The organism is Mesorhizobium sp. SP-1A (genome assembly GCF_032460275.1).
GTDB lineage: Bacteria > Pseudomonadota > Alphaproteobacteria > Rhizobiales > Rhizobiaceae > Mesorhizobium.
The window spans coordinates 86,597-98,974 of record NZ_JAVXZD010000008.1 but is presented as its reverse complement, the minus strand read 5'-3'; the positions used below and the strand labels follow the sequence as shown (position 1 = coordinate 98,974).

Genomic DNA, 12,378 nt, shown 5'->3' with positions numbered 1-12,378 from the left:
AGATGGTATTGATCCGACGGCAGGCCCGCGGATTCATCTTTCTGTCGGCACCGCGTCCGGCCTTGGCGAACGCTCGGCGATGTAGCCTGGTCGGCCTGCTAGCCATCCATTGACGGCCATGGCTGCACCCACGAAGGCAAAGAGCACCGAACACCAGGCAAAGGTTCCGGTGCCGGCGCGTATCCAACCAACAAAAAGCGGCCCGATGGCTGCCAAGAGATATCCCACGAACTGCGCGAGCGCTGACAAGTGCGATGCGACAACCGCATTGGGGGAGCGCAGGACGATGATCGTCAAAGCGAGCGCAATAAGCGCGCCTTGCCCCAAGCCTAACAGAACGGCCCAGACCTCGATTGTCGCGAGAGGCGCAAACAGCATCGCCTCGAGCGAGGCCACCGAGATCACACAGCAAAAGACAGCGATGACCTTTTGATCGCGTAGCCGCACTGCAAAATGCGGTGCGACCAGGCAAGCGAAGCCCTGCGCTATGACAGAAAGCGCCACGACAGACCCGGCGCTCACCGCCTCAACGCCGCGTTCGCGCAATATCGGGACGAGCCATCCGAAAACACAATAGGCGAGCGCCGACTGCAGCCCCATGAAAAGGGTGATCTGCCAGGCACGCGGGTCTCTCCAAACAGTGCCGGTTTGCCCGTCCTCGGCGCTGCCTGCATCCGTCCGCGTGATTGCCTGGGGAAGCCATGCTGCAGCGGCGAAGAGAGCAGGGATTGCCCAGGATGCCAAGGCGGCCTCCACCGAACCCTGCAGCGCGCGCTCGATGGGCAGGGTAAGCCCGGCCGCGCAAGCGGCACCCAGGCAAAGCGACATCGAATAGCCACCGGTCAGCGCCGCGACACGCTGGGGAAAGTGCTGCTTCACCAGGCTCGGCAAAAGCACGTTACCGACGGCAATAGCGGCACCTGCAAAAGCTGTCCCAGCGAAGAGCGTCCATGACGAGGGAAGCCCGCGCAAACCTAGTCCAAGAGCCAGAACTAGGGTGACCACCAAAAGGGACCGCTCCAGGCCAAAAGCTCGCGACATAAGCGGTCCGCAGGGCGAAAACGCTCCAAGACAGATCACCGGCAATGTCGTGAGCGCCCCAACCGCGAACGGGTCGAGCCCGTAGCTTTCAACAATCTCCGGCAGCACCGCGGATGCGCTTGAAAAGACGGTGCGGAGATTAAAGGCGATGATCACAACGCTGAGGCCGAAGATCAACTGCGAGAGACCGGGTCGAGCTGAATTGCCTGCCAAATGTGAACTCCGAATTTCGTGCAAATACTGTCCGACATGTGGAGCGCAAGCACTCATGTCCGGTTGCGATGAGATTCCTCGATCCGCGGAAGGAACCAGGTCAGCAGGCCTACAAGAGGCAGCAACGAACAGAGCTGATAGACGTTCTCGACCCCGATGCTGTCGGCAAGACCACCAAGAATGGCCGCCGCGACGCCACCCAACCCGAAATTCAAGCCATAGAAAAGGCCGCCAATCAGCCCCAGCCGGTTCGGCATCAGTTCAATCGCATAAATCAGGATCGAGGCGAAGGCGCTGGCCATGATCAGGTTGATCAGGACTGTGAGTACCCCGGTCCAGAACAGGTCCGCGTAGGGCAGTATCAGGGTCAGCGGCAGCGGGCCCAGGACAGAAATCCAGATCATGCGGTAGCGCCCGATCTTGTCGCCGACGATTCCCCCGATCAACGCACCGGCTGCGGAGGCCACCAGGAACAGGAATAGCATTAGCTGCGATGCCTGGATGGACAATCCGAACCTGTCGATCAGGTAGAAGGTGTAGAATGACCTGAAGCTTTCGCCGTAGGCGTTTTTGGAGAACATCAATAGGGTCAGGACAATCAGGCCCCTCATGACGGCGGCGGGCGCTATTGCAGGCAGACCGCTGCCGGCGGCTGAGACCGTCGCGTGCAGCGCCGCGACCTTGTTTCTGATCAATGTGTGACTGTTCGCGGTCCATAACATGAGCACGATAGCCAGGACCGCAGCACCCGAAAACCAGGCAAGGCTGGTCTGTCCCTTCGGGACGATTATCAAGGCCGCCAGCAACGGACCGAGCGCGCCACCCGTCTGTCCTCCAACCTGGAAGAGACCCTGTGCCAGCCCTTGTCGGCTTCCCGCCGCGTAGCGGGCCATACGGGTTGCCTCAGGTGAAATATCGAAGAGCCGATCCCAATAGTAGCAGCCGAGACCAGTATGAGGGGGTAGCTCGATGCAAAAGCCAAGCCTACCAAGCCCGCCAGCGTAAACCCCATCCCGACGATCGTGGAGTAAGGCATGGGATGTCTGTCGGTGTAGAACCCGACAACGGGTTGCAAGAGGGATCCGGCAATCTGGAATGTGAGAGTGATCGCTCCGATCTGGACGAAATCGAGTGAATACGCGTCTTTGATGATCGGGTAAATCGCCGGGATCAGGGACTGGATGAGATCATTCAACAGATGTGTGAGGCTGAGGGTGAGAAGCACAAACAAATGTGTTTGAGCCTTCGTCGCAATTGAACTTTCCATCCTCGGCACTTCTCGTTTCTTGGCCTTTAACAGGTACAGTGCCGGTTCTTTCCAGCCAAGCGCCAAGCTATGATCCAAACCTGTCTTGATCGCGACGCGGGCGCTAGCCTTGCCCGCGCCGGCGGTACGGCGGCGAAGAATTGGCGTGTGCGCATCCGGGACCACGCAAGAAGTACTCGTCAGGAACCAGCCTTGAGTCGGAGGACTGATCCGGCGCTACCGAGAGGGCCGGCTTTCCGGGTAGAGCGCCGCTTTGATATGTTGAATTGACGACGCATTGACCGCTGTTGAGCTGGACGCCGTCGGCGTCTTTCGGCTTTGGTTTGTCGTCGGGCTTGGCTTGATCCGCGACTGAGGCAGTTCTGCCAATGCATTTATTGACAGTGACCGTCTTATGGATCGGCGGATAATCGCGCAATACACGCGGGTCTCCCGTCACAGCGAACCTGTACAAAGCGTTCAGCCGGGCAAAGCGTTCGCTATCGGTCACGGTCTCAAACCCGTAGCTCTGGTTCCAAGAATTGCTGCCACCAAGGGTGGCGCCGGCGGCCGAACGCGTGCGCGTCACGGAACCAGACAGCGAACCGCCCTGTGCGGAGCTGAATGCATTAGCCACAGCCGACGCGGGTGAAATCGGGATCGATACGCTAGGGTTCACTGAATAAGGTGTCGTCGATGCCCCGGAATCGATATTGATTTGAGCCGGAACTGCAATCGGATTGGTGATGTAATTGCTGAGGTTATGCACGATCTGCGTTGTCAGCAAATCGTCTGAATTTTTGGCAATATCCATTGTATTGTAATTTAACTGCTGCGAAGCGCACCCTATCACGGACAATACCGCGAGCAGGGCAACAGGGACAAGTCGCCGCATGTAATTCCCCCTCAGGACGTAAATAAGGATCACGCCCAAAACATGGGACTGTCAATGTTGCGGCGGAAGACTCGATGAAAAACCCGGACCGTGTCTTGATCACATGTTGGTGAAGGCATCGCGGCACGCCTCGCCGGGGGCGGTCTGTCCCGCGTCCCGCCTACGGCGGCGCTATGCTGACACTCCTTAGGCCGCCCTGTTGAGCCGGTCTCGGCGTCACGAACCGGCTCGCCGATGAAATGGCAATGCCCGACTAAAGGACATTTCATCGGCTGCGCTTTGTGCGCCCTCTTTTTGTGTGGGCCGCTGTCGCGGCACGGCTGATGCCGGTATGGATTTACCTGCCGGCTAGCTTGTCTCTGGTTGGTTGGCAAATGCGCTGGCCTCTCCCAGGAAGCCAGCGCCTGCCGCCGGTCAAGCGAATGCTCTTTCGGCTGAGAATGAGCAGCTAAGAAATGCCGCGAATTCAGCGAAATTCTCAGTGTCCTCAGCTGTTCATCGCTTGGTTATCGATTACGCCGGCAGCGCGCCGGACTTCTTTGCCGTCCAGGTGGCGATATAGTCCATCAGGCCGGGGCTGAGGCAGTCATAGGGTTCGAGCCCGACCGACTTCAGCTGGCCGCGGATGCCGCCCATGCGGTCGGGGTCGACACCGGATTCGATGATCGAGGAGACGAAGGCGGCAAAGCCCGGCGGCGACCAGCCGTCCTCCTCGAAGCGCTCGGGATGGATGAAGGACAGGCCCTTGAACGGATGGTCGCGCTCGACCGGGCCGTACATGTGCACGCCGCAGCCGGTGCAGGCATGGCGCTGGATGAGTGCTGCCGGATCGACTACCTTCAGCTTGTCGCCGTTCTCCGTCACGCTGACGTCGCCGGTGCCGGCAACGGCCACGACCGAGAACACAGCGCCGTCCGGCTTCCAGCACTTGGTGCAGCCGCAGGCGTGGTTGTGGGCGATCTGGCCCTTGACCTTCACCTTAACCGGCTTCGAGGTGCACAGGCATACCAGCGTGCCGCCGGCGAAGGATGCGCTTTCCTTCGGCAAGCCATTGTCGATCGAGTGATGCAATTTTTCCGCCATTCCTACTTCCCTCCTTTGTTGACCACAGTGGTGCGGGATTTCCGGCCCGCCTGATGGCTTTGCTTCAGTAAACCACGACGCTAGTAGACCACGACGCTGCGGATCGACTTGCCCTCATGCATGAGGTCGAAGCCCTTGTTGATCTCCTCCAACTTCAGCGTATGGGTGATCATCGGGTCGATCTGGATCTTGCCCTCCATGTACCAATCGACGATGCGCGGCACGTCGGTGCGGCCGCGCGCGCCGCCGAAGGCGGTGCCCATCCAGGTGCGGCCGGTGACCAGCTGGAACGGACGCGTCGCAATCTCCTGGCCGGCGCCGGCAACGCCGATGACGACCGATTTGCCCCAGCCGCGATGCGAGGCCTCCAGCGCCTGGCGCATCACCTTGGTGCTGCCGGTGCAGTCGAAGGTGTAGTCGGCACCGCCGATCTGGTCGGCGCCGCGCTTGGTCATGTTGACCAGGTAAGGCACGACGTCGCCGTCGATCTCCTTCGGATTGACGAAATGCGTCATGCCGAACTTCTCGCCCCAGGCCTTCTTGTCGTTGTTCAGGTCGACGCCGATGATCATGTCGGCGCCGGCGAGACGAAGCCCCTGGATGACGTTCAAGCCGATGCCGCCGAGGCCGAAGACGACCGCTGTCGCCCCTTGCTCGACCTTGGCGGTGTTGATGACCGCGCCGATGCCGGTGGTCACGCCGCAGCCGATGTAGCAGATCTTGTCGAAGGGGGCGTCCGGGTTGACCTTGGCCAGAGCGATCTCCGGCAGCACGGTGAAGTTGGAGAAGGTCGAGCAGCCCATATAGTGGAACAGCTTCTCGCCGCCGACCGAGAAGCGCGACGAGCCGTCGGGCATCAACCCTTGCCCCTGCGTGGCGCGGATGGCGGTGCACAGATTGGTCTTGCGCGACAGGCACGACGGGCACTGCCGGCATTCGGGCGTGTAGAGCGGGATGACGTGGTCGCCCTTCCTGACCGAGGTGACGCCCTTGCCGACATCGACGACGATGCCGGCGCCCTCATGGCCCAGGATCGCCGGAAACAGCCCTTCCGGATCGGCGCCAGACAGCGTGAACTCGTCGGTGTGGCAGATGCCGGTGGCCTTGACCTCGACCAGCACCTCGCCCTCGCGCGGCCCTTCGAGGTCCACCTCCATGATCTCCAGCGGCTTTCCGGCGGCAACGGCTACGGCGGCACGCGTTTTCATCGTTCTTGGCCCTCTTAAATAGCAAGTTATTCGAAAGATAACGTCGAAGCCGTGACAGCTACGAAGTGACGATGGCGGAGCACGAGTCACGCAAACATAGCTGGATTGATATTTAATGGCATTAAAAATTTTCGTTGGCAAGCCGCAGAGAGCGGCTCGGTCGGCGAGCCAGAAGACGACTGCAGCGAGGTTGGCCCGCAGACAAACCAAACAAGGGTGGCAACGCAAAGCGCGCGCCCAATTGCCGCATCGAAAGTTTATAAAATTCAAGTATATATCAATTCAATCAAAATCGACATGCCTGAAATGAGCCGGGCCTTGATCTTCGAGCTGAGCTTTAAATGAAAGTGATTTGCGAGGCAAAGGCACATCGCGGCGTCCAAGGCATATACCCGCACCCATCGATCGAATCTGCGTGCGAATGACGTTTGCAGTGTTCACGCCGGATAGTGCGAAGGCTGCCTCAGTCCCGGTACTTTGATTCTTTCGGGTCTGACCTGCACCCATGCAAATGTCATGGACAAAGGTGAATACCGGCGCCTGGCGTTGGAACTCGGGCTAGAGATCAACACGAAACCGAGTAGGTAGCCCTTGGAAAGGTCATTCATTTTTTACATGCTTCCGGCCTTCTCTCTTCAATCATTTTCCTCGGCAGTTGAAGTATTAATGTTGGCGAACGAGGTGACTGGGCGAGAGGAATACGGCTGGAGAGTTGTATCGGCCGACGGGAAACCCGTACCATCGAGCTGCAAACTGCCGGTAGCCGCTGATACCACGCTGTTACATGAGCGCTCGGCGACTACTCTGGTATCCAGTGTAGAAACGACCGTCATAGTGTGCGGGGATCATAGATGTCCCGTCCATAACAAGTCTCTCGAAGCTTGGCTCAGAGAATGTCGCAACCGCCGTACGACTCTGGTTGGGATTGGTGGCGGCTCCATAGTGCTGGCGCGGGCAGGACTGGCGGAAGGTCGTCGCTGCGCGATCCACTGGGAGCTGTTTCCCGCCTTTTCCGAGCTTTTTCCCGGCGTAAGACCTACCCAATGTGCGTTCGAGTGCGACCGAGATTTGTATACCTGCTCAGGAGGTGTTGCAGCCTTTGACATGTTCCTACGCTTGGTTGAACGCGATCAGGGAACGTCCGTCGCTAATCGGATATGCGAGAAGGCTATTGCCTGGCGCGCTCGCTCCGCTGGTGATCGACAGCGCTCGCCGCGACATTCTCAAGTGAAGGTGAACCATGAAGCGGTGATAAAGATCATAGAGCAGATGGAGGCAAACCTTGGCGACCCCTTAGGAGTCGATTCGCTGGCTGTTTCAACGGGTCTTTCTCGCCGCCAAATTGAAAGGCTCTTCGAGCGCGAACTGGGACGTTCGCCTGCGCGCTACTACCTAGCAGGCTGTTGAAGAAGTCAGGCGCGCTCGCAGACGAAACCTGAATCGTCGGCATTGTGGATGTAGAAGTGGCCGACGAGGCGACCCGCAGTGCCGATCATCGCCCATCCGCGACCGCAAGCGGGATCGCTTTCGTCGTGACCCTCCCACGAGAATTCCGCGCAGGGCGAGCCGTCTCGCACGCCGTAGCGGACATCAAGGAAGCCTTTGAGGGCACCGAAGCCGATCTCGCCGTCCGTCGCGCCTTTGAATGTCAGATGCGCCTCTTCGACGAGATCGAGGAAATCGTTGTCCCAGACATCCATTTCGACGATACGCCAGTGACCGGCAAAGGCCTTGGCGATGGCTGGAACCTTGGCCATGTCAGTTGGTCCCAGCGATGAGCTTCGGCAGCCGCACCAGATTGTAGGCGGCGGCAGCGAAGGTGAAGCCCCATCCGACGCGGTCCCGGCCGCGGAACTTGGTTTGGCGCTGACCGGCGACCGTCTTGATCCAGCCGAACGCCTCTTCAATGCGCTTGCGAATACGCTGACTGACAGCATAGCCGCTATGCCGGGTGGTGCGCCCGTCGATGGCCGAACTACGGCCGCTCGTGTTTTGCGCTACATGCGGCGTCACCCCCATCGAGCGCAGCTCATTGACGAAGTCTTCCGCATCGTAGGCCTTGTCGGCGCCGAGCGTGATCGCCTGTGGCCGCTCCGCTCGAGGTTCGATCATGTGCAGTGCGGCCACCCGCTCAGCATGTCCGTCGGCCAGTGTCAGGCAGGCGTCGACCAGCAGGCCGTGGCGGTTCTCCATCAAGCCATGTCCCATAAAGCATAGCTTGGCCTCCTTGCCCTGTCCCTTGCGGTAGAGCTTGGCGTCGGGATCGGTGGTCGAGGCATGTGTGTCGTTCGAGCGCCTGTGGCCATGGAAGTCCGCTTCGGCGTTTCGCCCACCCCCTTCAGCCGGCGGCTCGCCCGAGCCGTCCTTCGGTTTGACGCTCTTCATCGACGCCCACGCCTCGATCAGCGTGCCGTCGACCGAGAAGTGATCCGTCGACAGAAGCTTCTTCACCTTGGGTTGCGCCAGCACCGCCGCCAGGAACTTTGCAGCGATGTCGCCCTCCAGCAACCGGTCGCGGTTCTTGGAGAACACCGAATGATCCCATGCCGCATCGTCAACGCCAATCCCGACGAACCAGCGGAACAGAAGGTCGTATTCCAGCCGCTCCATCAACAGCCGCTCCGAGCGGATCGAATAGAACGCCTGCAACAGCATCGCCCGCAGCAGCTTCTCCGGCGGGATCGACGGCCGTCCGATCGGCGAATACAGCGCCGCGAAGTCCCGCTCCAGCGCCGACAGCGCCTCGCTCACGATCAACCGGATCGCCCGCAACGGATGATTGCGCCGCACCCGCGCCTCAAGGTCAACATAGCTGAACAGTTCGCCAGTTCGATCGTCGCCGCCGCGCACTCGTCACCTCCGAATCCCTTCGGAACCAGTGAATCACCGCTGCGGTCTGGTGGCGAGTGCCTTTTTCAACAGCCTGCTAGAGCTTCGTCTTGAGCACGCGCATCTACTTATTGCCAGCTCCCGCCTGCCTATTGTGGAAATTGCTGTTGCGTGTGGCTTCGCCTCGGCGTCGCACTTTTCCAAGGTCTATCGCGAAGCTTACGGATGTGCTCCGCATCGAACGCGACTGACCGTTCGCATAGATAAACAGGAGCTTCCCGCTGATTGTCTGTTACCAACCGCAGTCGAGACTACAGCGCGCTGTTGACGAAAAGCGCAGGCGGCATTGCGCGCAAACCATCCGGCAACAATGCGCTTGGACCTCGTTACTGGTTTCGCTCGTGGACTGGAATGTTGTCTCGCTCCGCGGAGCCGATATAGAGCTGGCGCTAAGGCCGATGCTCTGTTGGGGATCCTCGCTCGCGGGGAAATCCAGCGCCTTCAGCTTGATGCCGGAATAGACGACTTTCCTCGCAAGGTACGGCGATAATGGTGGCTGTCCTCGGAGGGCTCGATAACCGCAGCGAAGGCACAATTTATGGCTCAGGGGAGTCGACCACGTTGACGTCCGACGAGTTTGATAGTATTAAATGGGTTTTATTTTGGTTGACATGTCGCTGTGTGAGGTTGAGGAAACGCTTGGGGTGATTGTGTTGCCTAGCCAGGAAGACCTAAGGGTCGAAGATATTCACAAGGCATACGGTGGATCGGAGGTTCTCCGCAGCGTTTCGCTTTGCGCACGGAATAGCGAGGCAATTTCGATTATTGGGGCCTAGCGTGAAGGCCGTCCCGACGCTTCCATTGCTTGAACGAATATGCCTGCGCTGGTCGTTATGTGGCAGGAGTATCATCGAAATATCTGCCATCGAAGGAATGTCTGTGGAAGACGTTCAGATTGCCTTGGCCAACGCAACTGCGGCTATGGGAGAATCGTCAAAAAGTAAGGTAGTGGCAAAGGCGAAAAATTTGGGAATTATATAGAACAATTTTTTGTAATTACGACATAAGACCGCCATGTCGGCAATTTTTGATGTAAAAACGGCAGTAAATCATAATGGCTCATAAAGCGATGAACTCGGGTCGGCGTTGCGTGCGGAGCTTCGTATCTCGGAAATCGAGCATTTACGAGATATCTCGTCCATGAACTTGGAACTGCGAAACATCGCCGAGGCGCAGCGTTTTTTCTTAGTCGCATATTTTTCGGGTATAACCTACCTCGAAATCAATGACGCGATGCGTGGCTCGCAGCCCCTACGGCCAGCTCGTCGTGAAACACGTGGGCGGGGATGAGCGTTCGCAATGATTGGGATGCCTCCAAGCTACTGCTGAAGCCCTACCCCGGCTCTGAAATCGGTTGCAGTCGGATTCTTTGATGCCGAGTTGTTGGCGTTGTCGGCACTGAGTACCGCGTCTTCGCCTCCGGCAGCACCCATTCGATGACGATCGGTGCCCCGCAGGCCGTGCCGGCTGCCGCTTGCGAGCGGTCGCCCGCAAGGGAAGCTTCGCCGCGGCTGGGTAGTCCTTCTGCAAATTTCGTCAGTTGCCACCCGCGCCCTTGCTGGCGTCTCTCTTCGCGGCAGATCGGATTGGCTGCGGAATGTGCGGAGAGGAAAGCAAAGGAGGGACCGATTGCCGGTCAAACGGGAAGATTATGCAGCGAAAAATTATCGAAGAACTACGGGAGAAAGTCTCCTGCGCCGCCGCGCTCGAACGCGCGGGCTTTGCCGTCGACGAGAAAGAAAGCACGCGGCGCGCCGTCAAGTTCCGGCGCGGCGGCGAAATCATCATTGTGACCCATGAGGGAAAAGGCTGGTTCGATCCGCTTGGCGACGGCAAGGGTGACATCTTCTCGTTGGTGAAGCGCCTTGACCACCTGGGATTTGCCGAGGGCGTCGAGCGTGTTGCGGCACTCGTTGGATTCCAGACTAGCGCGCCCCTCTGGCGGGACGGTCCCGCAAGGCGATCGCCAGCACTCAGCCCGGCCGATCGCTGGCGAACTCGCCGCAAACCCTGGCTCGGATCGGCGACCTGGCGCTATCTGTGTCACGAGCGTTTCCTTTCTGATGCCGTTCTGCGCATCGCGGTCAGGCAGGATCGGCTGCGCGAAGGTCCCCACAGCAGCATGTGGGCCGCCCATGTCGACGCCGACGGCTTCGTCACCGGTTGGGAGGAGCGCGGCCCCGAATGGCGCGGCTTCTCGACAGGAGGCGCGAAGGTGCTGTTCCGGCTTGGTGCGCCCGATGGGCTTCGCCTCTGCGTCACCGAGGCCGCGATCGACGCCATGAGCCTCGCATCGTTCGAAGGTTTGCGCGAGGGGAGCCTCTATCTCAGCACCGGCGGCGGATGGTCGCCGACGACAGAGGCCGCGTTGCGGCTCCTTGCAATGCGTCCTGGCGCGCAGCTCATTGCGGCGACCGACGCCAATACCCAGGGTGAGGCCTTCGCTGGTCGGATTCGAGCGCTCGCGGAAGAGGCCGACTGCGATTGGCTTCGGCTCGCGCCGCCGGCCGAGGATTGGAACGACGTCCTGAAGATGAAAAGGAGGGAGGAGATGGAAAGAACGGACAGGGGAGGAGGCCTGCCGCATGCCCGCCGGCAGCGTCAAGGGTGAAGCTTCGCCCGGCTACGCCGGCCCTTGACCCGGCCGGACGGAGAGGCGGCCGCGGGAGGGGGCCATGAAGGGCTGAAGAGAGGATGGTGATCTCCGCGACGGGGAGCCGCGCTTAAGCCCGAAGGCGTGACAAGGAGCTCACCCATGAACCTCTCTCCGATCCGCAAGATCTACCAGGGCGTTGCCGACCGGCGCCAGATGTTTCGCATGTTCGACCGCCACGCGCAGCGCCCGAACCGCTGGGAGGGCGACGACAGCGCGCTCTATCGCGGCGAATGGTTCGAGCTCGGCCAGGTCGGGCATGACTATATGTTCGAGGTGCTGCCCCCGCTCTGGATGCGCGGCGACATGTTCGCCATGCGCGAATTCCTTACCGGCTCGATCACTAGCATCTTCTTCAATCTCTCGATCGATGGCCGGGTCCGGTATTTCCACGGCTATTGCGATCTGTCGGACAGGGCCTCGCCGGCTCAAATGCGTGACGCGATCGTCGAGCGGGAATCGCGGCCGGTCCGGTCGATGACGCGGGAAGAGCGCATAGAGCACATCTGGTCCAGCACTCATGACGACTATCGCGGCTATGCGGACTGGCACTTTCCACAAGCAGAGCGCGGCAAGCACATCGTGATGATGTGCGCCCCCTGGCAAGGCCGGGATTTCAAGCTACTCGACCAGCTCTCCGATGCAGAGATCTCGGCTAAGCTGCCGGTTCATCTGCGCTTCCTGCCCGACGTGATTGCGGCTTGAGGGAGCGGCACGATGCTGACATTCTCCATCGCCGCCGTCCGCGATGTCATCGCTCGCGGCGTGGCGGACGCGGAAGCCAATGGTGGCTACCGCGACCCACACCCAGGATTTTCCGGCGCCGACAAGCTCAAGCCAGGCCTCTGGCTCGTCGGAGATCACGGCGTCTATCTGTGCTCCAACGGCTCGCTCGTTGACGGAGCGAGGCCGCTGGTTGCCTATGCCGAGGAATGCGATCCGGCCGGGAATGGCGACTGGTTCGAGGTCAAGCGCCGAACCTTCGGCGGTGACGATGGCGTGGACTTCCTCGACGCCGAAAGTCTCGAGGCCCTGATCGCCGCCAGCCCCGGATGCACGCATGTGCGGATCGCGTTCGCGGAGGACGCGATGCAACTGTACGTGATCGAGAAATCTTAGTCGCTGTCGGCGTTGGTCGGCAGCTTCCTCA

The 12,378-nt window shown here is 60.0% G+C and carries 10 protein-coding genes and 3 pseudogenes; 6 read left to right on the top strand and 7 right to left on the bottom strand.

All coding sequences use genetic code 11. The annotated features are described in order from the left end of the window. Window positions 1-33 precede the first annotated feature (33 nt). The 5 genes and pseudogenes from QU595_RS26175 to QU595_RS26155 form a co-directional block, all read right to left on the bottom strand. On the bottom strand, window positions 34-1,254 hold the full coding sequence (locus tag QU595_RS26175; protein ID WP_315927511.1) for an MFS transporter: 1,221 nt from the start codon (window positions 1,252-1,254) through the stop codon (window positions 34-36). A 53-nt stretch (window positions 1,255-1,307) separates the two neighbouring features. Next, window positions 1,308-2,521, bottom strand: a pseudogene (locus tag QU595_RS26170) (MFS transporter). Between the two features lie 103 nt (window positions 2,522-2,624). After that, window positions 2,625-3,395 carry a hypothetical protein gene (locus QU595_RS26165; RefSeq protein WP_315927509.1) on the bottom strand — a complete coding sequence of 257 codons (771 nt, stop codon included), beginning with the start codon at window positions 3,393-3,395 and terminating at the stop codon, window positions 2,625-2,627. Window positions 3,396-3,908: 513 nt separating this feature from the next. Then, complete coding sequence (gfa, locus tag QU595_RS26160) at window positions 3,909-4,478, bottom strand: S-(hydroxymethyl)glutathione synthase (protein WP_315927507.1); 570 nt, start codon at window positions 4,476-4,478, stop codon at window positions 3,909-3,911. A gap of 80 nt (window positions 4,479-4,558) precedes the next feature. After that, window positions 4,559-5,686, bottom strand: coding sequence for an S-(hydroxymethyl)glutathione dehydrogenase/class III alcohol dehydrogenase (locus tag QU595_RS26155; protein WP_315927504.1), 1,128 nt, complete (start codon window positions 5,684-5,686; stop codon window positions 4,559-4,561). A 341-nt stretch (window positions 5,687-6,027) separates the two neighbouring features. Here QU595_RS26155 and QU595_RS26150 point away from each other — a divergent pair. Continuing rightward, window positions 6,028-6,253, top strand: a pseudogene (locus QU595_RS26150) (S-formylglutathione hydrolase); the annotation flags it as partial. A 48-nt stretch (window positions 6,254-6,301) separates the two neighbouring features. After that, a complete protein-coding gene (locus QU595_RS26145) occupies window positions 6,302-7,093 on the top strand; it encodes a GlxA family transcriptional regulator (RefSeq protein ID WP_315927637.1) in 792 nt (263 codons plus the stop codon). Window positions 7,094-7,098: 5 nt separating this feature from the next. On the opposite strand, the gene QU595_RS26140 is transcribed toward QU595_RS26145, so the two are convergent. Together QU595_RS26140 and QU595_RS26135 are read right to left on the bottom strand one after the other, a co-directional pair. Continuing rightward, window positions 7,099-7,443 (bottom strand): hypothetical protein, encoded by a 345-nt coding sequence (locus QU595_RS26140; RefSeq protein ID WP_315927502.1) that lies wholly within the window; start codon window positions 7,441-7,443, stop codon window positions 7,099-7,101. A gap of 1 nt (window position 7,444) precedes the next feature. Then, window positions 7,445-8,536: an IS5 family transposase gene (locus tag QU595_RS26135; RefSeq protein WP_315927500.1), complete on the bottom strand. Its 1,092-nt coding sequence runs from the start codon at window positions 8,534-8,536 to the stop codon at window positions 7,445-7,447. A gap of 76 nt (window positions 8,537-8,612) precedes the next feature. Between QU595_RS26135 and QU595_RS26130 the strand changes: the two are divergent. From QU595_RS26130 to QU595_RS26115, 4 genes and pseudogenes are all read left to right on the top strand, one after another. Beyond that, window positions 8,613-8,843: pseudogene (locus QU595_RS26130) on the top strand (helix-turn-helix transcriptional regulator); the annotation flags it as partial. Between the two features lie 1,383 nt (window positions 8,844-10,226). Then, on the top strand, window positions 10,227-11,186 hold the full coding sequence (locus QU595_RS26125; RefSeq protein WP_315927498.1) for a DUF3991 and toprim domain-containing protein: 960 nt from the start codon (window positions 10,227-10,229) through the stop codon (window positions 11,184-11,186). A 144-nt stretch (window positions 11,187-11,330) separates the two neighbouring features. Continuing rightward, window positions 11,331-11,933 (top strand): DUF1419 domain-containing protein, encoded by a 603-nt coding sequence (locus QU595_RS26120; RefSeq protein ID WP_315927496.1) that lies wholly within the window; start codon window positions 11,331-11,333, stop codon window positions 11,931-11,933. A 12-nt stretch (window positions 11,934-11,945) separates the two neighbouring features. After that, a complete protein-coding gene (locus QU595_RS26115; protein WP_315927494.1) occupies window positions 11,946-12,347 on the top strand; it encodes a DUF3085 domain-containing protein in 402 nt (133 codons plus the stop codon). Window positions 12,348-12,378: the final 31 nt, after the last annotated feature.